General features: G+C 62.4%; 24 protein-coding genes and 2 pseudogenes. 20 read left to right on the top strand and 6 right to left on the bottom strand.

Annotated features, from left to right (window positions below; all coding sequences use genetic code 11):
- Window positions 1-74 precede the first annotated feature (74 nt).
- Both F3Y30_RS18665 and queF read left to right on the top strand, forming a co-directional pair.
- Entirely contained in the window at window positions 75-995 is a 921-nt protein-coding gene (locus tag F3Y30_RS18665) for a cation diffusion facilitator family transporter (RefSeq protein WP_203424176.1), read from the top strand.
- The gene (gene queF, locus F3Y30_RS18660) at window positions 992-1,456 is read left to right on the top strand and encodes a preQ(1) synthase (RefSeq protein WP_203424175.1); all 465 of its coding nucleotides are present in this window, start codon (window positions 992-994) and stop codon (window positions 1,454-1,456) included. The genes F3Y30_RS18665 and queF overlap by 4 nt, the downstream gene beginning before the upstream one ends.
- A gap of 68 nt (window positions 1,457-1,524) precedes the next feature.
- Here the strand turns inward: queF and F3Y30_RS18655 are convergent, their stop codons facing one another.
- Window positions 1,525-2,103 (bottom strand): HupE/UreJ family protein, encoded by a 579-nt coding sequence (locus F3Y30_RS18655; protein WP_203424174.1) that lies wholly within the window; start codon window positions 2,101-2,103, stop codon window positions 1,525-1,527.
- A gap of 292 nt (window positions 2,104-2,395) precedes the next feature.
- On the opposite strand from F3Y30_RS18655, the gene F3Y30_RS18650 reads away from it, so the two are divergent.
- The 17 genes and pseudogenes from F3Y30_RS18650 to F3Y30_RS18575 all read left to right on the top strand — a co-directional run bounded on the left by F3Y30_RS18650 (window position 2,396) and on the right by F3Y30_RS18575 (window position 20,320).
- The gene (locus F3Y30_RS18650; RefSeq protein WP_203424173.1) at window positions 2,396-2,974 is read left to right on the top strand and encodes an ATP-dependent Clp protease proteolytic subunit; all 579 of its coding nucleotides are present in this window, start codon (window positions 2,396-2,398) and stop codon (window positions 2,972-2,974) included.
- A gap of 191 nt (window positions 2,975-3,165) precedes the next feature.
- Complete coding sequence (locus F3Y30_RS26640) at window positions 3,166-3,291, top strand: hypothetical protein (protein WP_281435399.1); 126 nt, start codon at window positions 3,166-3,168, stop codon at window positions 3,289-3,291.
- A 163-nt stretch (window positions 3,292-3,454) separates the two neighbouring features.
- Window positions 3,455-5,164, top strand: a complete 1,710-nt coding sequence (gene leuA / locus F3Y30_RS18645) for a 2-isopropylmalate synthase (RefSeq protein WP_203424172.1) — start codon at window positions 3,455-3,457, stop codon at window positions 5,162-5,164.
- A gap of 240 nt (window positions 5,165-5,404) precedes the next feature.
- Entirely contained in the window at window positions 5,405-6,361 is a 957-nt protein-coding gene (locus tag F3Y30_RS18640; RefSeq protein WP_203424171.1) for a sugar-binding transcriptional regulator, read from the top strand.
- 127 nt (window positions 6,362-6,488) lie between these two features.
- Window positions 6,489-7,934, top strand: coding sequence for an extracellular solute-binding protein (locus F3Y30_RS18635; protein WP_203424170.1), 1,446 nt, complete (start codon window positions 6,489-6,491; stop codon window positions 7,932-7,934).
- Between the two features lie 152 nt (window positions 7,935-8,086).
- Window positions 8,087-9,010, top strand: a complete 924-nt coding sequence (locus F3Y30_RS18630) for a sugar ABC transporter permease (protein WP_203424169.1) — start codon at window positions 8,087-8,089, stop codon at window positions 9,008-9,010.
- Between the two features lie 10 nt (window positions 9,011-9,020).
- Entirely contained in the window at window positions 9,021-9,878 is an 858-nt protein-coding gene (locus F3Y30_RS18625) for a carbohydrate ABC transporter permease (RefSeq protein WP_203424168.1), read from the top strand.
- A gap of 4 nt (window positions 9,879-9,882) precedes the next feature.
- Window positions 9,883-11,001 carry an ABC transporter ATP-binding protein gene (locus F3Y30_RS18620; RefSeq protein WP_203424167.1) on the top strand — a complete coding sequence of 373 codons (1,119 nt, stop codon included), beginning with the start codon at window positions 9,883-9,885 and terminating at the stop codon, window positions 10,999-11,001.
- Window positions 10,998-12,122, top strand: coding sequence for an ABC transporter ATP-binding protein (locus F3Y30_RS18615; RefSeq protein WP_203424166.1), 1,125 nt, complete (start codon window positions 10,998-11,000; stop codon window positions 12,120-12,122). Before F3Y30_RS18620 ends, F3Y30_RS18615 begins: the two co-directional genes overlap by 4 nt.
- Window position 12,123: 1 nt before the next feature.
- Window positions 12,124-13,683, top strand: coding sequence for an FGGY-family carbohydrate kinase (locus F3Y30_RS18610; RefSeq protein ID WP_203424165.1), 1,560 nt, complete (start codon window positions 12,124-12,126; stop codon window positions 13,681-13,683).
- A complete protein-coding gene (locus F3Y30_RS18605; protein ID WP_203424164.1) occupies window positions 13,680-14,720 on the top strand; it encodes a 2-hydroxyacid dehydrogenase in 1,041 nt (346 codons plus the stop codon). Before F3Y30_RS18610 ends, F3Y30_RS18605 begins: the two co-directional genes overlap by 4 nt.
- Window positions 14,721-14,730: 10 nt before the next feature.
- A complete protein-coding gene (locus F3Y30_RS18600; protein ID WP_203424163.1) occupies window positions 14,731-15,405 on the top strand; it encodes a class II aldolase/adducin family protein in 675 nt (224 codons plus the stop codon).
- 15 nt (window positions 15,406-15,420) lie between these two features.
- A complete protein-coding gene (locus F3Y30_RS18595; protein WP_203424162.1) occupies window positions 15,421-16,968 on the top strand; it encodes a glycerol-3-phosphate dehydrogenase in 1,548 nt (515 codons plus the stop codon).
- Window positions 16,968-17,246: a hypothetical protein gene (locus F3Y30_RS18590; RefSeq protein ID WP_203424161.1), complete on the top strand. Its 279-nt coding sequence runs from the start codon at window positions 16,968-16,970 to the stop codon at window positions 17,244-17,246. Before F3Y30_RS18595 ends, F3Y30_RS18590 begins: the two co-directional genes overlap by 1 nt.
- Window positions 17,243-18,525, top strand: a pseudogene (locus F3Y30_RS18585) (FGGY-family carbohydrate kinase). Before F3Y30_RS18590 ends, F3Y30_RS18585 begins: the two are co-directional and overlap by 4 nt.
- 14 nt (window positions 18,526-18,539) lie before the next feature.
- A pseudogene (locus F3Y30_RS18580) lies at window positions 18,540-19,372 on the top strand (TIGR01459 family HAD-type hydrolase).
- Window positions 19,373-19,387: 15 nt separating this feature from the next.
- Window positions 19,388-20,320, top strand: a complete 933-nt coding sequence (locus tag F3Y30_RS18575; RefSeq protein ID WP_203424160.1) for a TIM barrel protein — start codon at window positions 19,388-19,390, stop codon at window positions 20,318-20,320.
- Between the two features lie 23 nt (window positions 20,321-20,343).
- On the opposite strand, the gene F3Y30_RS18570 is transcribed toward F3Y30_RS18575, so the two are convergent.
- The 4 genes from F3Y30_RS18570 to F3Y30_RS18555 form a co-directional block, all read right to left on the bottom strand.
- On the bottom strand, window positions 20,344-21,189 hold the full coding sequence (locus F3Y30_RS18570) for an anti-sigma factor (RefSeq protein ID WP_203424159.1): 846 nt from the start codon (window positions 21,187-21,189) through the stop codon (window positions 20,344-20,346).
- A 2-nt stretch (window positions 21,190-21,191) separates the two neighbouring features.
- Window positions 21,192-21,710, bottom strand: a complete 519-nt coding sequence (locus tag F3Y30_RS18565; RefSeq protein ID WP_203424158.1) for an RNA polymerase sigma factor — start codon at window positions 21,708-21,710, stop codon at window positions 21,192-21,194.
- A 161-nt stretch (window positions 21,711-21,871) separates the two neighbouring features.
- Window positions 21,872-22,465: a tetratricopeptide repeat protein gene (locus tag F3Y30_RS18560; RefSeq protein ID WP_203424157.1), complete on the bottom strand. Its 594-nt coding sequence runs from the start codon at window positions 22,463-22,465 to the stop codon at window positions 21,872-21,874.
- Between the two features lie 125 nt (window positions 22,466-22,590).
- Window positions 22,591-23,493 (bottom strand): metallophosphoesterase, encoded by a 903-nt coding sequence (locus F3Y30_RS18555; protein ID WP_203424156.1) that lies wholly within the window; start codon window positions 23,491-23,493, stop codon window positions 22,591-22,593.
- A gap of 159 nt (window positions 23,494-23,652) precedes the next feature.
- Between F3Y30_RS18555 and F3Y30_RS18550 the strand changes: the two genes are divergently transcribed.
- Complete coding sequence (locus F3Y30_RS18550; RefSeq protein ID WP_203424155.1) at window positions 23,653-24,156, top strand: NUDIX domain-containing protein; 504 nt, start codon at window positions 23,653-23,655, stop codon at window positions 24,154-24,156.
- A 6-nt stretch (window positions 24,157-24,162) separates the two neighbouring features.
- On the opposite strand, the gene F3Y30_RS18545 is transcribed toward F3Y30_RS18550, so the two are convergent.
- A complete protein-coding gene (locus F3Y30_RS18545; RefSeq protein WP_203424154.1) occupies window positions 24,163-25,149 on the bottom strand; it encodes a glutathione S-transferase family protein in 987 nt (328 codons plus the stop codon).
- Window positions 25,150-25,388: the final 239 nt, after the last annotated feature.

Raw genomic sequence — 25,388 nt, 5'->3', positions numbered from 1 at the left:
GCGCGGTTTTGCGTTAAGGGCGACGAATTCTGCAATTCGTTCGCACCTGCAAGGGTAAGGTCAAGGGCAAGGAAATGGGATCGAGCGATATCAACCGGCGCGTCAGTTTGCTGGCCTTCTGGAGCATTCCGCTTGCCCTTGGCGTCATGGGCCTGAAGCTCGTGGCATGGCAGTTCACGGGCTCGGTGGCGCTGCTTTCTGACGGGCTCGAGTCGATCGTCAACGTGATTGCGGCGATCGTCGCGTTCTTTGCGATCCGCTATGCGGCGCGCCCCGCCGATACGACCCACCCGTTCGGGCATCACAAGGCGGAGTATTTCTCCGCGGTCATCGAGGGCGTCCTGATCACGGTCGCGGCGATGCTTATCGTCTGGGAGGCGATCCCTGCCGTCCTCGCGCCGCGTCCGATCGAGGCGCCGGCGCTCGGCATGGCGATCAACATGCTCGCAAGCGTCATCAACGCGGCATGGGCCTTCACGCTCATCCGCGCCGGCAGGCTCTACCGCTCGCCGGCACTGTCCGCAGACGGACAACACATCCTTTCAGACGTCATTACCTCGGTCGGGGTCCTGATCGGTCTCGTGCTTGCGCTTTTGACCGGCTACTCCATCCTCGATCCGCTGCTCGCCGTTCTCGTCGCCGTCAACATTCTCTATCAGGGCTGGAAGGTGATCTCGCATTCGGTCTCCGGGCTGATGGACCATGCGATCGAGCCGGAGGAGGAAGCGGCAATCAAGGCCGCGATCGCCGCGCACGCTCACGGCTCTCTCGGCGTCCATGACCTCAAGACGCGCAGCGCCGGGCAGGCAATCTTCGTCGACTTCCACCTGGTGGTTCCCGCCATCATGCCGGTTCGCGACGCCCACGATATCTGCGACCGCCTTGAGGATGCCATAAGAGCGGTGCAGCCCGGGGCAAAGATCGCGATCCATGTGGAGCCGGAGACGGAGAAGGCACATGGCGTGAAAGTGAAAGTCGAGGAGATATCGAAATGACGACAACCGACGTGTCTGGCCTGTCCCAGCTTGGGCAGAAGGTCGAACTTCCGGCCGGGCCGGAGGTCGCAGTTCTGGAACGGGTGCCAAGCGGCCACCAGGGGACAGAATTCGTGGTGCGCTTCACTGCCCCTGAATTCACCTCGCTGTGCCCGATGACCGGCCAGCCCGATTTCGCCCACATCGTCATCGACTACGTTCCGGACGGCTGGCTGGTCGAGTCGAAATCCCTCAAGCTCTACCTGCACTCCTTCCGTAATCACGGTGCCTTCCACGAGGATTGCACAATCGACATCGCCAAGCGGTTGGTCGGGTTGCTCGAGCCAAAATGGCTGCGGATCGGCGCCTACTGGTATCCGCGAGGGGGAATTCCCATCGACGTCTTCTGGCAGACCGGTGCCCCGCCCGAAGGCGTCTGGCTCCCTGACCAGGGCGTGCAGCCTTATCGTGGCCGCGGGTAAGGCCTGCTGAACGGAAAAGGGCGGCCCCTTGCGGCGCCGCCCTTTAAAATTCCTCACGGCTCGGCAAATCAGCCGAAGGCAAGCGCCAGACCGGCAAGCGCGGTCGCCCCGCCCAGAATGCGTGCGAAGATCTTTCCGCCGGATATCCGCGGGATGGCAAGGCCGAGCGCGACGCCGGCGATGTGAAGGAGCGCGGTCGCAACGACGAAGCCTATGCCGAACTGGATTGCGCCGGCGCTGCCGAGTTCACCGCCGTGCGCGAAGCCATGGAAGAGGGCGAAGACGCTGACGGCCGCCGCTGCAAGCGCGGTGTCGAGCCGGACAGCCATGGCCACCAGCAGTCCCAGCGCCACGACCGAGGCGAGGATCGCGGGCTCCACGAACGGAAGGTGCGCGCCCGCCAGGGCAAGCGCGAAGCCGATGGCCATGGTTCCGATGAAGGCGCAGGGAATGGCCCAGAGCGCACGCCCGCCGACCTGCGACGCCCAAAGCCCGACAGCGACCATCGCGAGGATGTGGTCGAGACCGAAAAGCGGGTGGGAGAACCCTGCCATCAGCGATCCGTGTTCTTCCGGATTGAGGTGCGCAAAAGCGGGAAGGGTGCTTGCGGCAAGAATGCCGAGCGAAAGAAGCGAGCGTCTGATCATGTGGTCCCCGTTGTCAGGCGTGCACGTGGGAGGCCGGCGCGCCGTCGTTTTCGTCAATGAGGATGGCATCTTAGGAGGAGCGTTCGGCGAATGTCCATACGCGAAATGCGTAGGTCCGAACCCTTGACGTCCACATCCCGGTGCCATGCCAGGGGCGCGCGTTTACCTTGTCCGGTTGACAGCGGGTCCGCCCCCTTTCGCGCTGCGCCCGATTTGTTGCATTGTCATTGCCAGTGAGTCGCACTATCTGACGGCGGCAAGACAATTCATTCTATCTGGCGGAGAGTTGCTGATGAGCGACGAGGAAGACAAGACAACCGAACTGCCTCTTGGCAAGGAAGCCGAGGCGAACCTTTTCAAGTCGCGCTCGATCTTCATCTATGGCGGCATTACCCAGGAACTGGCGCAGAAAGTGTGCTCCCAGCTCGTGGCGCTTTCGGCGGCGAGCGACGAGGACATCCGTATCTTCGTCAATTCTCCGGGCGGCCACGTCGAGTCCGGCGACAGCATTCACGACATGATCAAGTTCATCAAGCCCAAGGTCTGGATGATCGGAACGGGCTGGGTGGCTTCCGCAGGCGCGCTGATCTATGTGGCGGCTCCGAAGGAGCGCCGCCTTTGCCTGAAGAATACCCGCTTCCTGCTGCATCAACCGTCCGGCGGCACGCGTGGCATGGCTTCCGACATCGAGATCCAGGCACGCGAAATCCTCAAGATGAACGAGCGCCTGAACCGGATCTTCTCGGAAGCGACGGGACAGCCGATCGAAAAGATCGCGAAGGATACGGATCGCGACTACTGGCTTTCCGCCGAGGAAGCGAAGTCCTACGGCCTCGTCTCGCGCATCATCTCGTCGCAGGCCGATATCTGATATCTGCATGCGCCCTGATCGAAGCCCTTCCGCCCAACGGGCGGGAGGGCTTTTCCATGTCTGTCAGGCACGCCACTCGTATGCGCAATTCTTGTGCTTCTGCACCCGGTGCAACACCTGATTGCTCGTAAACGTGCCTTTCGCGCCGCTCCCCCTTGCTCTTCCGGCAGTTGGCCGCTATAAGCCCGCTCATGTTGAAGACAGGCGCACAGATCATCGAACAGATTTCCCGCGGCGGCATTGCCGCGCGTGAGCGTTCGCGCGCCGTCACCTCGCTTCTTCTTCTCGGCCTTACGCGCGGTTGCCGGGTCCGCTGAGGGGCGCCCGGCGGCCGAAAAGCCCGTCAGGCAATTGCTCCTCGCATCATCCAATCAGAAGATATCCGTAAGTGACCCCCGTGGTCGCCATTCGCCGTCGCCAAGCGATCTGCAATCCGCTATGACGCATTCGCGAATGCCGGGAAGACGAAGAGAGACGTTCATGATCGTGAAGACCTACAGCCCGAAGCAAGGCATGCGGAACGCCGGCGAGAAGTATCAGGCCTATCCGCAAATCAACATTCCCGACCGCACCTGGCCGAGCAAGGTGATCGACAAGGCGCCGGTCTGGTGTTCCGTCGACCTGCGCGACGGCAACCAGTCACTCGTCAATCCGATGGGCCACGACCGCAAGGCGCGCATGTTCCAGCTGTTGCTGGACATGGGCTTCAAGGAAATCGAGATCGGCTTCCCCTCGGCTTCCCAGACCGATTTCGATTTTGCCCGCTGGTGCGTGGAGGAGGGCAATGTCGCCGCCGACGTTTCCCTGCAGGTTCTGGTGCAGTGCCGTCCTGAGCTCATCACCCGGACCTTCGAGGCCCTGGAAGGCGCACACCGGCCGATTATCCACTTCTACAATTCCACGAGCGAGCTGCAGCGCCGTGTCGTGTTCGGCAAGGATGTCGCCGGCATCAAGCAGATTGCCACCGATGCCGCCAAGATGATCACCGACATGGCGGCAAAGGCGGGCGGCGGCTATCGCTTCGAATATTCGCCGGAAAGCTTTACCGGTACCGAACTCGAGGTAGCGCTGGAGATCTGCAACGAGGTCGTCGAGATCGTCAAGCCGACTGCCGACAACAAGCTGATCCTCAACCTGCCCTCGACAGTCGAGATGGCGACGCCCAACATCTACGCCGACCAGATCGAATGGATGTGCCGCAACATCGACAATCGCGAGAACGTCATCATCTCGCTCCATCCGCACAACGACCGGGGCACCGGCATCGCTGCGACGGAGCTGGCGTTGATGGCCGGAGCGGACCGCGTTGAAGGAACGCTGTTCGGCAATGGCGAGCGCACGGGCAACGTGGACGTGGTGACGCTGGCGCTCAACATGTACACGCAGGGCATCGATCCCGGTCTCGACTGCTCGGACATCGAGCGCATCAAGGAGGTCTATGAATACTCCAACGAGATGGTGATCCCGGAACGCCACCCGTACGTCGGGGAACTGGTCTATACGGCCTTCTCCGGTTCGCACCAGGACGCGATCAACAAGGGCATGAAGGCCATCAAGCAGGCCAACAAGCCGTTGTGGGAGGTTCCCTATCTGCCGATCGATCCGCAGGATGTGGGCCGCACCTATGAGGCGATCATTCGCATCAATTCGCAGTCCGGCAAGGGCGGGATCGCCTATATCCTCCAGCAGGACTACGGCATCAACCTGCCCCGCAACCTGCAGGTCGAGTTCCGGGAGGATATCCAGCGCATCACGGACGAGGAGGGCGTCGAGCTCCCTTCGAAGAGAATCCACGGGCGGTTCATCGAACGCTACGTCGAGCAGCCGGGCGCACGCTTGAAATTCGTGGATCATCACACCTACCCGGACACCGACCACAAGGGCGTTCGCATCGTTGCTGCCGAGATCACCGACCGGGGCGAGACGAAGCGCATCGAGGGGCGCGGAACCGGTCCGATCGACGGTTTCATCAACGCGCTCTCGATCTACATCGGCGTGCCGATTTCCGTTGCCGACTATTCGGAGCATTCGCTGCAGCACGGTTCGAACGCAGCCGCCATCGCCTATGTCGAGATGGAGCATCCGGGCGGCAAGCTCTTCGGTGCGGGCATCAACACCAACATCGTGACCGCCTCGCTGGAGGCGATCGTCTCTGCGGCAAACCGGGTGCTCGACGAAAAGGCGCGCTGAGCGCCTCACGCATCCATCGGCAGATATCTTGAAGGGGTGTCCGGATCTTCGTCCGGGCACCCCTTTCTGCGTTTGGCGGCATCCTCCTTCCTACCTCTCCTCCAACCATCTTGGTTCTGTCGCCGATCGCTGCAGCGAGGTTGCGGATGTGTGTCCGCTCGTAGCTCGCTCTTGACATTCTCCGACTCTTATGAAAAATTTTGCACACAATGAAAAAAATATCAGTCGGGTGGAAATTTCATGTTGGGGCTGGTGCGAGACGATGACTCGAGCATGGCGACACGGGCGGCCTGGCTGCACTATGCCGGCGGCCTGACGCAGGCCGAGGTCGCCAAGCGCCTGGGCCTGAGTTCCCTCAAGGCTCACAGGCTTATCACCAAGGCCAACCAGGAAGGTCTGGTGAAGGTTTACATCGATGGCGAAGTCGCCGAGTGCGTCGAACTCGAGCAGGCGCTGTCCAGGCAGTTCGACCTCGACTACTGCGAGGTAGTCCCCGATTTCGACGACGAAGACCTGCCGCTGAAAGCGCTCGGCATCTCCGGGGCGCAATTCCTGAAGCGCGAGATAGAGCGCAGTGACGACATGCTGATCGGCATGGGCCACGGCCGTACGCTCGCCGCCTGCGTCGAATACCTGCCGCGTGTCGTGACCAGCAACGTTCGCTTCGTTTCGTTGCTGGGCGGGCTCACCCGCAAGTTTTCCGCCAACCCCCACGACGTTATTCACCGGCTAGCCGAGCGCACTGGCGCGGAGGCCTATGTCATGCCGGTTCCATTCTTCGCCAATTCGGTCGAGGACCGCGACATCCTGTTCAACCAACGCGGCGTGCGGGAAATCTTCGATCTGGCGGCAGGCGCGAACCTGCTGATGGTCGGCATTGGTACCGCCGAGCCGGAGGCATCGCTGGTTGCGACCGGCATGATCGAGAAAGGCGAGATCGAGGACGTGAAGCGGGCAGGTGGTGTCGGCGAAATCCTTGGCCACTTCTTCGACCTGCAGGGTACGCCGATCGAGACGACGCTCTCGGACCGCACGTTCACGCTGTCCCGTGACCAGCTAAGCGAGCGGCGGATCGTGGCTGTGGCTGGCGGCAAGGTAAAGCTGAGGGCCTTACGGGCCGTACTCGCAAGCGGCTTGCTGAGCGGCCTCATAACGGACGAGGCGACCGCACAGGCACTTATGGCGGTGTCGCCATGAGGTGAGGAGAAATCAACGCCGGGCGAGAAGAGGGAGACTTCCGCCGGGCGGGGAGGGAATACCGGTCGGGGTAGGCCGGCGAAGCGCTTATTCAAGCAAGCACTACCCGCAATGGAGGAGAAGACTGATGCATGAGAAAGAGAAAGACCTCATCAGCGCATTCATGCGCGGACAGGTAGACCGCCGTGGCCTGTTGAAAGGGCTCGGCGCGCTGGGCATGACCGCCGCCTCGGCCGGCATGCTCTACAATATGATGTCGACGCAGGCGCTCGCCGCCGATTTCGACTGGAAGGCCCATTCCGGCAAGAAGCTGAAGCTTCTGCTCAACAAGCATCCCTATGCCGATGCGATGATCGCCAACCTTCAGACATTCAAGGACCTGACCGGCATCGAAGTCACCTATGACGTGTTCCCTGAAGACGTCTACTTCGACAAGGTGACAGCCGCTCTTTCTTCAAGCTCCACCGAGTACGACGCCTTCATGACCGGTGCCTACATGACCTGGACCTACGGTCCGGCCGGCTGGGTCACCGATCTCAAGGAATGGATCAACGATCCGGCAAAGACGAACCCGCAATATGCCTGGGACGATTTCCTGCCGGGCGTGAAGAACTCCTGCGCATGGAATGGCCAGCCCGGCGGCGCGCTCGGCTCGGACGATGCCAAGCAGTGGTGCATTCCGTGGGGCTTCGAACAGAACAACCTCACCTATAACCAGGCTATGTTCCAGAAGGCCGGCGTGTCGGTGCCGAAAAACCTCGATGAGCTCGTCGAAGTCTCGGCCAAGCTCACCAAGGATGTCGGCGGCGGTGTCTACGGCATCGGCGTGCGCGGTTCGCGCTCCTGGGCGACGATCCATCCGGGCTTCCTGTCGGGCTACGCCAACTTCAACCAGAAGGACCTCAACGTTTCCGAGGACGGCAAGCTCTCGGCTGCCATGGGGACGGCCGAATCCAAGGCCTTCCACGCCAAGTGGGTGCAGATGATCCAGGAAAGCGGCCCGAAGGACTGGTCGACCTATACCTGGTACCAGGTCGGTGCCGATCTCGGCGCCGGTGCTTCGGCGATGATCTTCGATGCCGATATCCTGGGCTACTTCATGAACGGCGGCGAGAACAAGATGAAGGGCCAACTCGCGTTCGCACCCTTCTCCGCCAATCCGGAAGCCACCGCACCGACGCCGAACATCTGGATCTGGTCGCTCGCCATGTCGTCCTTCTCGAAGGACAAGGACGCCACCTGGTACTTCATGCAGTGGGCTTCGGGCCTCGAGCACGCGATCTTCGGCGCGACGAAGATGGACTTCGTGAACCCGGTCCGCCAGTCGGTCTGGAAAGACCCGATGTTCACGGACCGTCTGAACAAGAGCTACCCGGGATACGTCGAGATGTTCAACGCATCGGCCCCGGGCGCAAGCATCAAGTTCACCGCGCAGCCGCTCTTCTTCGACGTGACGACGGAGTGGGCGGCGACCTTGCAGAAGATGGTGGCCAAGGAAGTGCCGGTCGACGAAGGCCTCGACATGCTGGTCGACAGCATCAATCGCCAGCTCCAGGAAGCCGGCCTCGGCTGATTGCCGCGATGCATCCGAGGGAGCTCGCCACTTAAGGCGGGCTCCCACCGAAAAACACAAGACCGTGCCCGCAATCGAACGAGGCTGCCTGACATTTCCGGCGGTTCGAGAACGCGCACCTGCGGCACCCAAATCATGAAGCGGACTTCACCATGGCTTCACCGGCAACCTATCAGAACAAGGCATCCGGATTTCGGATCAGCAGGCGGGCGCTGCCCTATGTGCTCAGCCTTCCCGCACTGCTCGTCTGCATCGGCATCCTCGTCCCGTTCTTCACGTCGGTCGTCTATTCATTCCAGCGCTATCGCCTGAGCCAGCCCTGGGCGCGCCAGTTCAACTGGGGCGAGAACTACATCAACTTCCTGACCGATCCCGGCTTCTGGAGCACGCTTCGGGTATCCCTGCTCTACGCAGGACTGACCGTCGTTCTCGAGCTCCTGCTCGGCCTCGGCATCGCGCTTCTCCTGCAGCGGCGCTCGACCGTGAACAATTTCATCTCGATCATGCTGCTTCTGCCGCTGATGATCGCGCCGGCGCTCGCCGCACTGATGTGGAAGCTGATGACCAATCCGGGTTTCGGCATCCTCAGCTATCTGGCGTCGCTTGTCGGTCTTCAGGACTTCCGCTGGGCCTCGTCTCCTGACACCGCGCTCCTCACCGTCGTGCTGGTCGACATCTGGGTCTACACGCCCTTCATCATGATCCTGCTTCTTGCCGGCCTGCGCTCGCTTCCGACGCAACCCTTCGAGGCTGCGGCGCTGGATGGGGTCCCACGCAGCTTCGTGTTCTTCCGGATCACGCTGCCGATGCTGACACCCTATATCCTGACGGCCACCCTGTTCCGGCTGCTCGATTCCATCCAGCAGTTCGACATCATCTACGCGATGACGCAGGGCGGACCGGGCGACACGCTGACGGTGTTCCAAGTCGAGGCCTACCTCAACTTCTTCCAGTCGACCAATGTCGGACGTTCGGCGGCGCTGCTGATCATCCTCTGGGCGATCACCTACACGCTCTCCAACATCTTCATCAAGAACTGGCTCCGGTTGCGCGAGCGCGCCCGCGGCGAGGCATGAGGAGAACACCATGGAATCCACTTCCCCCCTCGAGAAAACGCTTCGCGTGATCGCGCTGACGCTTGTCGTCATATTCTTCATGTTCCCGATCGTCTGGATCTTCCTGATGTCGTTCCAGACGAACGAGACGATCCTGACCATACCGCCGACGCTCACCTTCACGCCGACGCTGTCGAACTATGCGGCCCTCATCACCGGCAAGCTGACCACAGCCGCGGGCACGCTCGACATTGCGTTCATGGGAAATCTCTGGAACTCGATCTTCCTGTCGGTGACGTCGGTCGCGGTCGCCCTCGTGCTCGGCGTTCCCGCCGCCTATGCCTTCGCGCGCCACAAGTTCAAGGGCTCGGAAGACATCGCGTTCACGCTCCTGTCGTTCCGCTTCGCCCCGCCGCTCCTCGTTCTTCTGCCGCTCACCCAGTATTTCCAGTGGCTTGGCCTCGCCAACACTTACTTCGGACTGATCTGGGTCTACCAGCTGATCTGCCTGCCGCTCATCCTCTGGATCGTGCGCGGCTATTTCGAGGATATCTCGGCCGACGTCGAATATGCCTACCGCATCGCCGGACACTCCTGGTTCGCCACGTTCCGGAAGATCGCCCTGCCGCTTGCAGGGCCCGGCATCGCCGCCGCCGGCCTTCTCGCCTTCATCTTCGCCTGGAACAACTTCGTCTTCGCGCTGGTGCTGGCCTCGGCTGACAAGCAGCCCGTGACGGTGGGCGCGCTCGCCTTCATCACGTCCTCCGGCATCCAGTACGGCCAGATCGCGGCGGCGATCGTGCTGTCGGTCACGCCGACGCTCGCACTCGCACTCTACGCCCAGCGCTACCTCGTCGAAGGCCTGTCGCTCGGCGCAGTCAAAGGGTAACTCCATGACCACTCTGCAACTCGACAACATCGTCAAGCGCTACAAGAGCCAGACCGTCCTGGATCATCTTTCGCTCGACGTGAAGAACGGTGAGACGCTCGTGCTGTTCGGCCCCTCGGGCGCCGGGAAGTCGGTGCTGCTCCGCCTCGTCGCCGGCGTGATCGAGCCGGACGAAGGCAAGGTGCTGATCGGTGGCGAAGACATGACCGACGTCGACGCGGAACACCGTGGCATCGGCATGGCCTTCCAGAACTTCGCGCTGTTTCCCCACATGGACGCGTTCGACAACATCGCAAGCCCGCTGACGGCGGCGCATTCGACCACGGACGCGATCAAGGACGGCGTGGCGCGCGTCGCCAAGCTTTTGAAGATCGACCATGTGCTTTCGCACCACCCCAAGGCACTGTCGAACGGCCAGAAGCAACGCACGGCGCTTGCCCGCGCGCTCGTCGGTTCGCCGCCGCTGCTGCTTCTCGACGATCCCTTGCGCAACGTCGACGCCAAGCTCCGCTTCGAGATGAGGCTGGAGCTGCCACGCCTGCTGGCTGCACAGGGGGCGACCGTCGTCTACGTGACCCAGGACTACAAGGAGGCCATGGCGCTCGGCGACCGGATCGCCGTCATGGCCGAGGGGCGCATCCGGCAGATCGGGACGCCCCAGGAGATCTACAACACGCCCGCGGACATCGAGATCGCCCGCCTCTTCGGCGACCCGACCGTCAATCTCCTGGACGTGACGCCGAAGGCGGAGGCAGACGGTGTCTCCGTGCAGCTCTCCGACATCCGCATCCCGCTGCCGGGTATTCCCGCAACGGCAGCAGGAAAACCCGCAGTGCTCGGGCTTCGGCCGGAGATCCTGCGCTTCGTCGACGCAGCCACGCCGGGCGCGATACCGGTCACCGTCGAGGCGGAGACCCCGCTGAACGAAAAGACGGTCACGCTAGTCCTGACCGTACGCAAGCGTGAAATCCTGGTGTCGCGACCCGCCGGAACACCGGGACCGGTCTCCGGGCCGGCCCATGTCGCCGTCGACGGTTCGCACGCATTCCTCTTCGACAAGGAAACCGGCCTCCTCATCGGCCGCAAGGACACCAACAGAGGTGCCAAGGGAGAAGCAGCATGAGCGGCGCGGGATTGAAGATTAGCGGCGTCGACAAGTTCTACGGCCCGATCGATTTCGGGGTTCACGCCGTCAAGAAACTCAACATCGAGATCAACAAGGGCGAGATCGTCGCGCTGCTCGGCTCATCCGGTTGCGGCAAGACCTCCACCTTGCGCATGATCGCCGGTTTCGAGCCGGTGTCGCGCGGGACGATCACGCTCGCCGGTCGCGAGGTCCAGACATTCCCGCCGGTGAAGCGGAACGTCGCCATGGCTTTCGAGGGCTATTCGCTCTATCCGCCACTGACCGTGCGCGAGAACATCGCCTTCGCCCTCAAGGCTTCCCGGCTGCCGCAGAACGTCGTCGACCAGAAGGTTGCGCACATCGCCAAGCTTCTGGAGATCGAAGACATCATGGGCCGCTATCCAAGTTCCATCTCGGGCGGCCAGCAGCAGCGGGCATCGCTCGGCCGCGCTCTCATCCGTGATGCGGACCTGCATCTTCTGGACGAGCCGATGGGTCAGCTCGAGCCGCAGCTTCGCGCCGTGCTGCGGGGCCGCATCAAGCACTTCATCAAGGAGAACGGCCTCACGGCCATTCTCGTGACGCACGACCAGACGGAAGCGAACGCCCTGGCCGACCGGATCGCGGTCATGGAAGGCGGCGTTCTGCAGCAGTTCGACACGCCGCAGATGATCAAGGAACGTCCGGCCAATCTGTTCACCGGCACGTTCGTTGGCGAGCCACCAATGAATGTGTTCGAGGCGACGGTGGCGGGCAACGACAATGCCATCTCGTTCGGCCTCAACCAGGGTGTGCGGCTCGACTACCCCACCTCCGACTTTTCTCCTGCGGTTCGCGGAGAGCTTCTGCGCCGCAACAAGGTGGTGCTCGGGATCAGGCCATACTCCGTACGGCGGAAAGAGGGCGGTGTTCCCGCGAAGGTGGCGGTCAACCAATGGCTTGGCGACCAGACCCACATCGCGGCGGATTTCGCCGGCGGCTCGATGGTGCTCGTCGAGCACGACCGCACGACCCTGAAGGCCGGTGAAGACATCGGACTGTCGCTGGCGGCCGGAAGCCTTCACGTCTTCGACGGCGAAAGCGGCAGGGCCGTCAGCCATGGACAGGAGCTCGCCTGAGATGCGCGATATCCTGATCGGAATCGATGCAGGGACTTCCGTCATAAAGTCGGTGGCTTTCGACACTGCCGGCCGACAGATTGCGGCGGCGGCGGTTCCCAACAGCTACGAGACGATCGGGCGGACGGGTGCGGTCCAGGACCTCGACAGGACCTGGGCAGATGCTGCACGCACCCTTCGCGATTTGTCTCAGAAAGTGGAGAACCTCGCCTCCCGCGTGGTCGGCATTGCCGTGACGGGGCAGGGCGACGGCACCTGGCTTATCGACAAGCAAGGCCTGCCCGTGGGCAAGGGATGGCTCTGGCTCGACGCCCGGGCCGGCGACACCGTCGCGGAACTGCGGACCCGTCAGGGCGATGCGGAACGCTTCCGCCACACCGGCGCGGGGCTTGCAGCCTGCCAGCAGGGCTCGCAGCTTCGCTGGATGTGCGATCATGCACCGGAGTACCTCACCGGTGCGGCGACCGCCTTCCATTGCAAGGACTGGCTCTACTTCAACCTCACCGGCAAACGGGCGACCGATCCTTCCGAGGCGAATTTCACCTTCGGCAATTTCCGGGAGCGTACCTATTCCGATACGGTGATTGGTTTCCTCGGCCTCGAGAAGCAACGGTTCCTGCTGCCGGAGATTGTCGATGGTGCGACGACGCATCATCCCTTGAGCGAGGCCGCCGCAGACCTCACCGGCCTCATTGCCGGAACGCCCGTCGTGCTCGGCTATGTAGATGTCGTCTGCACGTCGCTCGGGGCAGGGATCTACGATCCGGGCACCGACACGGGCTGCTCGATCGTCGGTTCCACGGGCATGCACATGCGGCTGGCGAAGGGCGCGGACGACGTTCTGCTCAACGATGATCGCACAGGCTACACGATGTGCATGCCGATACCGGGCATCTACGCGCAGATGCAGTCGAACATGGCGGCGACGCTCAACATCGACTGGATACTCGCGGTGGCCGGCGGCTTGCTGAAGAGCATGGGGGTCGAGAAGTCCAAGTCGGACCTGCTCGTCCACATGGAGGACTGGCTGTCTGATGCCAAGGAGCGGCCGCCGATCTTTCACCCGTACATCAGCGAAGCAGGAGAACGCGGCCCGTTCGTCGACGCGTCCGCGCGGGCTTCCTTCATCGGCCTGAACATTTCTAGCGGCTTTCCGGACATGGTGCGGGCGGTCTTCGATGGGCTCGCGCTTGCTGCGCGGGATTGCTATCTCGCCATGGGGCCGCTGCCAGACCGCGTGCGGTTGACCGGAGGTGCGGCCCGCAGTGCTTCACTGCGCCGCATCCTTGGGGGCGCTCTCGGCGCCAGCGTCCAGACGAGTGAGCGCGAAGAGGCAGGAGCGGCCGGTGCCGCGATGATCGCCGCGGTCTCGCTCGGGCTTTACGGATCAATGGCCGAATGCGTGAAGCAATGGGTCACACCCTACCAGCGACCGGCGGAGCCAGCCGATGCGGGCCTCGTCAAGCATTTCGATACCGTCTTCCCCGCCTACAGGCAGTCGCGCGAGGCGCTGCAGCCCGTGTGGAGGACACTGCACAACGAACAGGACATCCTCCCATGACCAAGAAAATTGCCATTGCCGGCGACCGATTCATGCTCTCGGACGTGTTTCGCGAAAAGCTTGTCAAAGCAAGCGGCGACAGCCATGAGATCAGGCTGCTCGAACTACCCTGGCCGGACGTGCCGATGGAGCACGGTTACGCAGTTGAAGGCATGGACGGGCTCAAGGAATATCTCGGAACCGCCGACGAAATCGTTGATTTCATTGGCGATGCAGAGATCTTCATCACACAGCTCGCGCCGCTTTCGCGCACCATGTTCGAGCGGCTACCCCATTTGAAATTCGTAGCCGTGTCGCGCGGCGGGCCTGTCAATATCGACATGGCGGCGGCGCGCGAGGCCGGCGTTACGGTGGTCAACACGCCCGGCCGGAATTCGAGCGCGGTGGCCGAATTCACGATCGGTGCGATCCTTGCCGAAACGCGGCTGATCCGAACCGGTCACGAGTCGCTGCGCAAGGGCGAGTGGCGCGGCGAACTCTATCGGGCAGACGTGACCGGGCGGGAACTTTCCGAGCTGACCGTCGGCGTCATCGGCTACGGCAATATCGGCACGAAGGTGGTCCGCCTGCTGCGCGCTTTCGGCACCAAGGTGCTGGTTCACGATCCCTATGTGCAACTCTCGGCGGAGGACAGGAATGCGGGCGTCGAACACGTATCGTTGGACAACCTGCTAAGTCGCTCCGACGTCGTGACACTGCATCCGCGCGTGACCGAGGAAACGCGGAACATGATGAACGCGGAGGCCTTCGCCAAGATGAAGCCCGGCGCTCTCTTCGTGAACACCGCGCGCGGGCCGCTCTGCGACTACGACGCGCTCTACGATGCGCTCGTCAGCGGCCATCTCGGCGGGGCGATGCTGGAAACCTTCGCCGTCGAACCCGTTCCGGCCGAATGGCCGCTGCTGCAGTTGCCCAACGTCACGCTGACGCCCCACATCGCCGGCGCTTCCGTGCGCACTGTCACCTATGCCGCCGAAATGGCTGCGGAGGAGGTTCGTCGCTACATCGCCGGTTTGCCGCCGGTCAATCCGTGCTGAGGGCCGTGCAATGAACGAGATCGAAATTCGCCAATCCATCATCGACCACTGCCGGGGCATGAACGCCTCGGGCCTGAACCAGGGAACGTCGGGAAACATCAGCGTGCGTTTCGGCGACCGGATGCTGATCACGCCCTCCGCGATCCCCTACAAGGACATGGTGCCGGACATGATCGCCTCAATGCCGATCGAGGGGGAGTATGGCGAGTGGACCGGGCCGAAGAAGCCATCCGTGGAGTGGCCCTTCCATCTCGACATACTGCGCTCGCGTCCGGACGTCGGTGCCGTGGTGCACACCCATTCGACCTTCGCGACGATACTCTCGATCGCCCGCAAGCCGATCCCGGCCTGTCACTACATGATCGCGGCTTTCGGCGGCAGCGACGTAAGGGTCGGCGAGTATGCCCGTTACGGAACCCGGGAGCTCTCGGAGAACATTCTGAGGGCAATGGAAGGGCGCTCCGCCTGCCTGATGGCGAACCACGGGATGATCGCGACCGGTTCCACCCTTGAGAAGGCAATGTGGGCGGCCGTGGAGCTCGAGACGCTGGCGAAGCAGTACTACCACTCTCTGCTGATCGGCGGGCCGGTGATCCTGCCGGACGAGGAGATTGCGGGCGTACTCAAGGGTTTTGCGAGCTACGGGCTGCAGGACAAGACGAAAGAGGACGGCAAGGCCGCGTGAGGCCGCCGTCGGCAGATGACAGGAGTGAAAGACGTGAGTGCGCAAACCGGCATATATGACCTGCTCGTGATCGGCGGTGGCGTCAACGGAGCGGGAATCGCGCGGGACGCGGCAGGTCGGGGGCTCTCGGTTCTGCTCTGCGAGAAGGACGACCTGGCGCAGGGAACGAGTTCCCGCTCCGGAAAGTTGGTACATGGCGGGTTGCGCTATCTCGAATACTACGAGTTCCGGCTCGTGCGTGAAGCGCTGATCGAGCGCGAGGTGCTGCTCGAGGCCGCCCCCCACATCATATGGCCGATGCGTTTCGTTCTGCCTCACAATCCCGCCGACCGGCCGGCCTGGCTCGTTCGCCTCGGGCTCTTCCTCTACGACAATCTCGGTGGCCGCAAGCGCCTTCCAGGGACGCGCAGCCTGAACCTGAGGACCGCACCGGAAGGCGCGCCGATCAGGAAGGAATACGGCAAGGCCTTCGAATACTCCGACTGCTGGGTCGACGACTCGCGCCTCGTGCTGCTGAACGCCCTCGATGCTCACAGCCGCGGTGCGACGGTGATGACCCGCACCGCCTGCTCGCAGGTCCGGCGCGAGGGGGACCTGTGGCAGGTCGAACTGACGAACACCGTGACCGGAGAGAAGCGCGGCGTGACGGCCCGCTGTCTCGTCAATACCGCCGGCCCGTGGGTGAACGACGTGATCGGCAGGGTCGCCGGGCTCAATTCGACGCGCAGCGTACGGTTGGTCAAGGGAAGCCATATCATCGTGCCGAAATTCTGGGAGGGTCGGCAGGCCTATCTGGTGCAGAACCCCGACAAACGGGTGATCTTCATCAATCCCTACCAGAATGACCTCGCTCTCATCGGCACCACCGACATTCCCTATGAGGGCAGGCCCGAGGACGTGGGCGCCGACGCGAACGAGATCGCCTACCTCATCAAGTCGGTGAACCGCTACTTCAAGCAGCAACTCGCGGAGAGCGATATCATCCATTCCTTCTCCGGCGTGCGCCCGCTCTATGACGACAATGCCGAGAACCCCAGTGCCGTTACGCGCGACTACATCTTTGAAGTCGACGGCGGGGATGGCACGGCGCCGTTGCTTTCCGTGTTCGGCGGCAAGATCACGACCTTCAGGAAGCTCTCCGAGCATGCGCTGGAGAAGCTGAAGCCTTTCTTTCCCCGGATGGGAGCGGCCTGGACGTCGAAGGCCCACCTGCCGGGAGGCGACATCCGGGATGCGGATTTCGATCAGTTCCTCGGAGATTTGCGCGCCCGCTACCGCTGGCTGCCTGCCGACCTCGCCAAGCACTATGCGCGGCTCTACGGCACGCGCGCTTCCGAGCTTCTGGCGGGCGCCGCTTCAGTCGCGGACCTCGGCCGCAGTTTCGGGCCGCACTTCAAGGAGCGTGAGGCGCGCTTCCTCATCGAGACGGAATGGGCAGTGGAGCCCTCGGATGTTCTCGAACGACGCACCAAGCATGGGCTGCATATGAACGAGGCCGAGAAGACGGCCTTTGGGCAATGGTTCCGGGAGCAGGGAACGATGACCAAGAAGGCGTCCGCCTGATGTCGCGAGCCGCGCACATTGGGATCGTTTCTGCCAGCGTCACGGCCGGATGGGACCGTTGCCGCCGTATCGTCCCCCTCGGCGAGGGCACTCCGTTTCCGATGGAAGCAATTGCGGGTGCCCTTGCCATGGCGCGCTGCCTGCAGGAGGTGATCTCCCGCACCTCCTCGGCAGCGCGCCGCGAATGCCTCGGGAAGAAGCGTGCCGGAAGCCTCGGCCGGTCCGCGGGAGCAAGCCGTACCCTGACCATCTGTTCCGTCAGCGGAGCGCTCAAATGACAAGCGGCGAAAAGCTCGTCGTCGGCATAGACATAGGCACGTCGGGCGTGCGCGCCGTTGCAGTTACCGAGGCGCTTGAAGTGCGCGCTACTGGTTCGGCGAAACTTAGCGAGCATTCGGCGCTCCATCGGGATCCGGCGGGCTGGCGTGCGGCGATGGCTTCCGCGGTGGCGCGCATGCTCGATGGCGTCAAGTCTGGACGCATCGTTGCCATCGCGATCGACGGCACCTCCGGAACGATGCTTCCCGTCGACGGAGCGGGCAGGCCGCTCGCAACGCCGATGATGTACAACGATCCGGTTTCCGACGTGGCGGTGCTGGAGGCCGTGAAGCGCCACGCTCCGCGCGAAAGTGCTGCCCATGGTTCGACGTCAGGGCTGGCGAAGGCGATCGTGTTTCAGGGGATTGCCGGTGTATCGCGGATCATCCATCAGGCGGATTGGCTCGCCGGGCTGCTGACAGGCCGGTTTGGCGTGTCGGACGAAAATAACGCCCTGAAGACGGGGTACGACCCGGTCTCCCGACAGTGGCCCGAGTGGATTGCGGACACGGGGGCACGGATCGACCTGTTGCCGGAGGTGCTGGCTGCCGGAACGCCGTTTGGACAGGTAAGCGCAGCCGCGACCCTCGAGTTCGGTCTGCCCGAGGGGGCGCTGGTCGCAACAGGCACGACGGACGGTTGTGCCTCGTTCCTCGCGACGGGTGCCGATCGTCCGGGCGACGGGGTCTCGGCACTCGGCACGACCCTGACCGTGAAGATGCTCTCGGACCGTCCGCTCTTCGCACCGGAATACGGCCTCTACAGCCATCGCATCGGAGACCTGTGGCTCGCGGGCGGCGCCTCGAACAGCGGCGGTGCCGTCCTCGCTCAGCATTTCGACGTGGAAAGGATTGCCGCGCTTTCCGAGCATATCGATCCGGCGACCAATACGGGCCTCGACTACTATCCATTGCCCAGGCAGGGCGAGCGGTTTCCGATCAACGATCCTTGCTGCAGCCGCGGATGGTGCCGCGCCCGGCAAGCGATGCAGACTTCCTGAAGGCGATCTTCGAGGGGATCGCCGGCATCGAGGCGCTGGCCTACGCGAGGCTGGCAGAGCTCGGTGCGCCTGCGTTACTCTCTGTCAGAAGCGTCGGCGGAGGAGCGTCCAATCCAGCCTGGCGATCGATCCGCTCCCGCAGGCTGGGCGTTCCCTTTCTTCCGGTGCGATCGGAGGAAGCGGCGGCTGGAGCCGCCTATCTGGCGCTCCTGGGAGCGCGAAAGGCGGGTGTGCTGTGACTGGAGCAAACCCAATTGCAATTTCCGGCCTTGGCGAAATCGTCCACCGGTTCGACCATTTTCTCGTCGATCAGTTTGGCGTGCTGCGCAACGGAAGAGGACCCTATCCCGCGCGTCGGAGACCCTGCTCAGGCTGAGGCTCGCAAGGAAGCGGGTCATGATCCTTTCGAACTCGGGCAAGCGCTCCGCCGAAAACAGTGCGCGGATGGTCCAGGTCGGCTTCGACCGCACGAGCTGGGATCTGCTTCTGACCTCCGGTGAGATCGCGTGGAGGATCCTCGCGGAGGAGAAGAAAGGCGGCACGATGGACTATCGGCGTTGCCTGCTGATAAGCCGCGACGCCGACCTTTCCGCGATCGACGGTCTTGACCTGATACGCGTCGCAACGGGCGCCGAGGCCGATGTCGTGCTGATCTCGGCCAGCGAGGGCGACCGATATCCGCTTTCCTACTACGAGACGCTGCTTGCCCCGGCGGCGCGGCGCGGCGTGCCTTGTCTCTGCACCAATCCGGACAAGATCATGCTGACCAGAGGCGGAGAAGCCTTCGGTGCGGGCCGGATCGCGGAGCTTTACGAGGACCTCGGGGGTACGGTCCGCTGGATCGGCAAGCCTTTTCCCGACATCTACAGGGTCGCGCTCGATATTCTCGGCCATCCGCCCGGCGAGCGCGTCGCCTGCATTGGCGACAGCATCGAGCACGACGTCGTCGGCGCCCGCAATGCAGGGCTTGCCTCGATCCTCGTCACCACGGGGATCCTGGCGCGGGCGACGGATGACGATCGCAGAAGGCTTTATGCCGAACTCGGCGCCACACCCGATTTCATCATGCCGCAGTTCAACTGGTAAGCAAGGACAGCACCCATGGCGTTCACGCTCTCGCTGAACACGAACCCCCTCGTCAATCGCTTCGCCGAGGCGGACGATCTCATGGACACGATCGCGGACAAGATACGCATCGGCCACGTGCAGCTTACCCACGAGTTCGTCAATCCGGGCTGGCCGACAGCGACGATCGCAAGCCATGTCCGCCGGTTCAGAAAGGCCCTGTCGCGAACGGGTGTGAAGGTGACTTCGGGAATGACCGGGCCCTACGGTCGGCTGAACCACTTCGGTCACCCCGATTCAGACGTTCGCCGATATTATGTCGACTGGTTCAAGACCTTCGCCGATATCTCTGCGGAACTCGGCGCATCCGGCATGGGCACCCAGTTCGCCATCTTCACACAGAGGGACTACGACGAGCCCGAGCGCCGCGAAGAGCTGATCAAGATCGCCATAGACTGCTGGCATGAAGTCGCCGAGCACGGCAAGGCCGCGGGCCTGACCTATGTGTTCTGGGAACCGATGTCGGTCGGACGGGAATTCGGCCACACGATAGACGCCTGCCGCAGGCTGGACGAACGGCTTGCCGGCGCCGGGCTGCCGCTGCCGTTCCTCATGATGGTGGACATCGACCACGGAGACGTGACCTCGAGCAATCCGGCCGATGTCGACCCCTATGCCTGGGCGGAAGCATTCCCGTCGCGCTCACCCATCATCCATATCAAGCAGTCCTCGATGAACAAGGGCGGGCACTGGCCCTTCACCGCAACGCACAACAAGGACGGACGCATCACGCCGGACAAGCTGCTGGCCGCAGTGAGGAGGGGCGGGGGGACCGACAACGAGATCTGCCTGGAGCTTTCGTTCCGCGAGCGTGAGCCGACGGACCATCTCGTCGTCGAGATGATCCGGGAGTCCGTCGCATTCTGGGAAGATCACGTCGACACGGGCTTCAATCACAGAAAGGATTGAAGCGCCGCGCGGGCAGGAAAAGATCAGATCGTTGCAGCCACTCTCGCGGCAAGTGCCTCCAGGTCGGGATCGGCGGAAGGGCCGACGACCACGAAGGATCCGTTGCCTCTTTGCCAGGAGATGAGGCCGATATCGTCACGCATCGTGTCGATCATGTCGGTCTGCTCGTCCACCGGCTCGCTCTTGAGGAAACAGATTGCGAATACGTCCCCATCCTCACCCTTGTAGAGGAGCTGCCCCGTTGGTTTTCCACCCGTGACGAGAAGACGGGCTCCCTGGAAAGTAATGTTCTTGTCCGAAAGGTCGGGTACGTTGAACGTGACGCCGGTGGTCTTCGTCAGCCAGCTCACGATGTGATCCCGCTCGCTGGCCGGGACCTCAACAAGATGGGCGCTCTGACGGGAATAGATCCGATGATAGTCGGCGATCTCGTCGATCCAGGTGCGGCCGGACCCAAGTTGAGGTGGTTCCGAATCCTGGCGTTCGCCGATCACATAGCCGAGACCGCCACCGATGACGACGAGTGCAAGCGAGGCGAGAAGCGCCCTTGGCCAATAGCTTGTGGGACCCGTGTTCTTGTTGGCAGGTTCCGGAAGCGAGGCGGTGGTTGCCGAAGGACCATTGCCGAACGGCTCGCTCGGAGCCTGCTTGATGCCTCTGACCAGCCGCAGGGGAACCGGTTCGTTCAGGATATCGTTGAATGCCTTGGCGCCCAGATCGCTTCCCAGCTTCAGTCGGTCGAAGACCTTTCTGACGGTGTCGTCCTTGGCAATCATATCGTCGATTTCGTCTATTTCCGTTTCCGGAAGCTGCCCGTCCAGATAGGCCGAGAGGCGGACTTCCAACGGGAGACCCTGTGTACTTTCCAACGTCAGGCCCTCCTTTCCGTGTTTTCTGCGATCATGGCCGCAAGACGAATGCGCGCCGCCGATAGCCTGCTCATTACCGTGCCGATCGGAATTCCAAGGATTTCCGCGGCGTCACGGTAGCTGTGGCCCTCGACGTTCACCAGAAGGAAGACGCTCGAAAGTCCTTCCGGCATGGTCATGATCAATTTGTGCAATTGTTTGGCATAGACCGCCTTATCGGCCGATGCTTCGATGTGCAGGTCGTCCTGCTCGGATGCGTCGACGGTGCCTGATCCTGTGCGGACCTTGCGCTTCCTGATTTCGTCAACCCAAAGGTTACGGGTCATTGCATATACCCAGCTTTCCAGTCTTCCCTCCCCATTCCACAGATGATGCCGGGTAATCGCACGCTCGCACGCTTCCTGGACCAGATCGTCCGCGTCACTCGCGTTTCTCGTTAAAGTCATCGCAAAACGGCGCAGCTTCGGGAGCAAACTGACCAATTCTTGCCGGAACTCATTTGATTCTGCCGTTGGACGCATCGCATTTCCAAAGAAACGTTCGGGATCAAATTTTTATTCGCGCCGGGCTTGGGCCGCTTGTTCTGATATGAAACGTTTATCCGCTGGACCGCAAGCGGGGGCGTCAGAAGAAACACAGTTTCCCTGTGGTGCGATGCCGCTCCAGGCAATTCTGTCAATCTTCAGTACGTCCCGCGCTCCCCGTCGAGCGACTGCCACAGCGCGCGATAGGCCCAGGTGTTTTCCCCGCCGCGATCGCGGATCTCGACGAGTTGTACACGTGCACCCTGGATGTCGCCCTGATCGATCAGTGCCTGACCCATGTAGGAGCGGGCGAGAATGTAGTCGGGATCGATCTTCAAGGCCTTGTGGTAGTACTTCATCCCGAGCTGGACATTGCCGAGCTTGCGATAGGTGTAGCCATAGTAGTTGAGGATGCGGGGATCGTTCTGGTTTTCCGCGGCGCGGAGCGCGCGCAACGCGTTCTTGTACTGGCCGGCATAGGCGAATTCGCGGGCGGCTTCATAGAGAGTGTCGTCCGGGAGCCTCTCGGTCTTCTTGTCGGACTTGCCCTTCTTGGTGCGCTGGGCCTCGGGTGCCACGCACTGCTTCTTGTCCTTGCTCCAGATCTTGCCGTTGGTGCAGACCGTCGTGGTTTCGGTGCTGCCGGAAGAGCTCGAGGAGCCGCTGCTGGCCGCAGCCGCGAAGTGGGTGGGAACGAGGGTCATCGAGGCGGCAGCGCAGATGCGAATAAGTCTGTTGGCAGGGGTCGACATCTCGGATCCTTCCTTCTTTCCGTTCCTTCGGAACGCTTGAGGCAAGGAGACGCCGTGGAGGCTCGTTTTATTCGCTGTGATCGGTCTTGTTCACAAAGGCTTGCATCGCCCTCGCGAGTGCCGGTCTAGAGACGCGTGGTCTCGGCGAGCCCGAACGTCAGCCCGTCTGACGCGAGTTCGAAGCGCTCGCGCATCACGTTCCATTGTCCGGGACCGCCGGCAATCGAAAAGATGTTGTAGCCTGCCGGAGGTTTGTGCCCGCCTGGGCCTTGCGATGCGGAGGCGATGCCTATCACCGGCACGGGACCGACCTGGCCCTTCAGGGAATAAACCGTGTTGAGATGGGTGTGGCCGTGCAGCACGAGTTCCGCTCCGCCGGAGGAAATCGTCGCGGCGAAACGGCGGATGCCTATCATGCGCTTGTGGAAGGGTGTTGCGCCGTGGATCGGCGGGTGGTGGATGAGCACAACCCGATAGAGCCCGGCTTCGCCCGCCGCTCTCAGAAGGTTCACGGTTTCGCGCGCCTGGCGGCTGCCGAAATAGCCACTGGCGGCAAAAGGGGGCGTTGCCACCGCTGTCGAACAGCCAATAATCGCGACCTGGCCGCGCACTCTCAGATAGGGGAAGACGTGAAAGTCGTCGTGCCAAGCCTCAGGCCCGTGGTCCCCCTTCATGTAGGGGTACCAGGCCTCCGTGCTCTTGTCGTACGCGCCGGGCACGTAGGCGTCGTGATTGCCGGGAACCAGCGAGACATTCTCCGGTACACCAGCCTCAGGCAACCAGTCGGCGACCGCACTGATTTCCCGCGATGATGCGAGGTTTACGAGGTCTCCGGTAATGGCGAGATGATCCGGGTCGCGACCTTCCAGATCTTCCAGAAGCAGGTCGAGTGTATTGGCGAAAAGGTGGCGCCTGCGATTGCGATGCCAGTTGACGAAGCCCGTAATCCGTTTCGAGGCGAGTTCCAGAAAGGTCAAAGCTGGCAGAGGGCCAAGATGGATATCGGAAATATGGGCAAGTCTGAACATATCCTTCCTTAGATCATCGCAACGGCAAAGGAAACGGGCAGCATACCGGGCGTTGCGGGAAGCAGCCCCGCGCACCTTGTCCGGTGCTTGGCGTGGAAAAGGCCGAAACCGATCGATTTGGGCCTTGATTCTGCCGCAAGCTGTGGCCAAGTCGCTTGCATGAGCAGTGATTTAGAAAGTCTTCGTCCGCCGGAAATGCGCAGCGTGTGGGCACGCATGCTGACGCGGGCGATGCACGGCTATTTCGCCCTTGCCCGAGGGATGACGATCGGCGTGAGGGCCGCATGCTTCGACGCCGAGGGGCGGGTGTTTCTCGTTCGTCACAGCTATGTTCCCGGCTGGCACATGCCGGGCGGCGGTGTGGAGCGGTTCGAAACCGCCGAGCAGGCGCTGGTGAAGGAGATGCGGGAGGAGGGCAACCTTATGGTGGGGGCACCGCCGAGGCTGCTGCACATCTACTACAACCGGCGCACCAGCAAGCGCGACCACGTGCTGTTCTACCGCTGCGACGACGTGCGCCAGATAGAGCCGAAGATGCCGGACCGCGAGATCGTCGAAGCGGGCTTTTTCCCGCTCGACGCCCTGCCTGCCGGCGTAACCTCCGCGACGGTCCGGCGTCTCAAGGAGATTTCCGGCGAGACGCCGTTTTCCGAACTCTGGTAGGCCCGTTCAGGCGGCCTTCAGAAGCTCCCGCCCGTGCGCCCGCTCGAGAGCGAGCTCTGGACCATCAGGGACGATCCCGGTCGGATTGATCGTCAGATGGCTGCGATAGTAGTGCTCCTTGATGTGGCGCAGGTTGACCGTGTCGCTCACGCCCGGGACCTGGTAGAGCTCGCGCAGATAGCCCGAGAGATTGGGGTAGTCGGCAATGCGGCGGATGTTGCACTTGAAGTGGCCGACATAGACCGGATCGAAGCGCACGAGGGTCGTGAACAGTCTCCAGTCTGCTTCCGTGATGCGGTCACCGGTGAGGTAGCGCTTGCCGGCAAGGTGTTCCTCCAGCTCGTCGAGCGTTTCGAACAGGTGTCGTACGTTCGTGGAGTAGGCTTCCTGCGACGTCGCGAAACCCGCCTTGTAAACGCCGTTGTTGACCGTGTCGTAGATCCTGTCGTTGAGGGCGTCGATCTCGGCACGAAGAGGGGCTGGATAGAAGTCCTCGCGTGATCCGGTGATGTCGTCGAAGGCGGAATTGAACATCCGGATGATTTCGGCCGATTCATTGGAGACGATGCGGTGCTGCTTCTTGTCCCAGAGGACGGGCACCGTAACTCGGCCGGTATAGTCCGAGGTGTCGCGGACATAGATCTGCCAGAGAGCTTGCGATCCGTAGAGGTGGTCCACGGTGCCGCCGTCGACGCCCTTGAACTCCCATCCGCTTGCCAGCATCAGCGGATCAACGATCGAGACGGTAATGATGTTCTCGAGTTTCTTCAGCTTGCGGAAGATCAGCGTCCGGTGCGCCCAGGGGCAGGCGAGGGATACATAGAGGTGGTAGCGGTCTGCCTCGGCCTTGAACCCGCCTTCGCCCGTCGGTCCGGGGGCGCCGTCGGCCGTGATCCAGTTGCGAAACTGCGCGGCGGAGCGCTGGAAGTGGCCCTTCGTCGATTTCGTGTCATACCAGACGTCTTTCCAGACGCCCTCTACGAGCATGCCCATGATCATCTCCTTGCGGTGGGCGGAAAGAAAACCGCCGTCGAACTTGGCTGAATAGATAGATCAATCGCCGCCGGCGAATAGGCGCTTTTTTGAGAACAGTGCGTTTTGGGCTTTGACTGCGACGAAATTTCTGCTATCCGCGCTTCCCAGAAACGTGGCCACTTCGGTTGCGCCCTCTTAATTACGGTCTTGATTGATGTTCCTGCCAGGAAACCCGCGACGACGCTGATGCAACTGAC

The organism is Sinorhizobium sp. BG8 (assembly GCF_016864555.1).
In the GTDB taxonomy this organism is placed as follows: domain Bacteria; phylum Pseudomonadota; class Alphaproteobacteria; order Rhizobiales; family Rhizobiaceae; genus BG8.
Note: the sequence above shows the minus strand (reverse complement) of the source record. Positions and strands in the feature narration are given on the sequence as shown.

Coding starts and splice junctions, on each gene's coding strand:
- F3Y30_RS18590 (WP_203424161.1), top strand. CDS start 16,968: ATGTCGCGAGCCGCGCACATTGGGATCGTTTCTGCCAGCGTCACGGCC.
- F3Y30_RS18630 (WP_203424169.1), top strand. CDS start 8,087: ATGGCTTCACCGGCAACCTATCAGAACAAGGCATCCGGATTTCGGATC.
- queF (WP_203424175.1), top strand. CDS start 992: ATGACGACAACCGACGTGTCTGGCCTGTCCCAGCTTGGGCAGAAGGTC.
- F3Y30_RS18545 (WP_203424154.1), bottom strand. CDS start 25,149: ATGGGCATGCTCGTAGAGGGCGTCTGGAAAGACGTCTGGTATGACACG.
- F3Y30_RS18620 (WP_203424167.1), top strand. CDS start 9,883: ATGACCACTCTGCAACTCGACAACATCGTCAAGCGCTACAAGAGCCAG.
- F3Y30_RS18640 (WP_203424171.1), top strand. CDS start 5,405: ATGTTGGGGCTGGTGCGAGACGATGACTCGAGCATGGCGACACGGGCG.
- F3Y30_RS18615 (WP_203424166.1), top strand. CDS start 10,998: ATGAGCGGCGCGGGATTGAAGATTAGCGGCGTCGACAAGTTCTACGGC.
- F3Y30_RS26640 (WP_281435399.1), top strand. CDS start 3,166: ATGTTGAAGACAGGCGCACAGATCATCGAACAGATTTCCCGCGGCGGC.
- F3Y30_RS18560 (WP_203424157.1), bottom strand. CDS start 22,465: ATGTCGACCCCTGCCAACAGACTTATTCGCATCTGCGCTGCCGCCTCG.
- F3Y30_RS18595 (WP_203424162.1), top strand. CDS start 15,421: ATGACAGGAGTGAAAGACGTGAGTGCGCAAACCGGCATATATGACCTG.
- F3Y30_RS18605 (WP_203424164.1), top strand. CDS start 13,680: ATGACCAAGAAAATTGCCATTGCCGGCGACCGATTCATGCTCTCGGAC.
- F3Y30_RS18635 (WP_203424170.1), top strand. CDS start 6,489: ATGCATGAGAAAGAGAAAGACCTCATCAGCGCATTCATGCGCGGACAG.
- F3Y30_RS18610 (WP_203424165.1), top strand. CDS start 12,124: ATGCGCGATATCCTGATCGGAATCGATGCAGGGACTTCCGTCATAAAG.
- leuA (WP_203424172.1), top strand. CDS start 3,455: ATGATCGTGAAGACCTACAGCCCGAAGCAAGGCATGCGGAACGCCGGC.
- F3Y30_RS18575 (WP_203424160.1), top strand. CDS start 19,388: ATGGCGTTCACGCTCTCGCTGAACACGAACCCCCTCGTCAATCGCTTC.
- F3Y30_RS18665 (WP_203424176.1), top strand. CDS start 75: ATGGGATCGAGCGATATCAACCGGCGCGTCAGTTTGCTGGCCTTCTGG.
- F3Y30_RS18655 (WP_203424174.1), bottom strand. CDS start 2,103: ATGATCAGACGCTCGCTTCTTTCGCTCGGCATTCTTGCCGCAAGCACC.
- F3Y30_RS18565 (WP_203424158.1), bottom strand. CDS start 21,710: ATGCGTCCAACGGCAGAATCAAATGAGTTCCGGCAAGAATTGGTCAGT.
- F3Y30_RS18550 (WP_203424155.1), top strand. CDS start 23,653: ATGAGCAGTGATTTAGAAAGTCTTCGTCCGCCGGAAATGCGCAGCGTG.
- F3Y30_RS18600 (WP_203424163.1), top strand. CDS start 14,731: ATGAACGAGATCGAAATTCGCCAATCCATCATCGACCACTGCCGGGGC.
- F3Y30_RS18555 (WP_203424156.1), bottom strand. CDS start 23,493: ATGTTCAGACTTGCCCATATTTCCGATATCCATCTTGGCCCTCTGCCA.
- F3Y30_RS18650 (WP_203424173.1), top strand. CDS start 2,396: ATGAGCGACGAGGAAGACAAGACAACCGAACTGCCTCTTGGCAAGGAA.
- F3Y30_RS18625 (WP_203424168.1), top strand. CDS start 9,021: ATGGAATCCACTTCCCCCCTCGAGAAAACGCTTCGCGTGATCGCGCTG.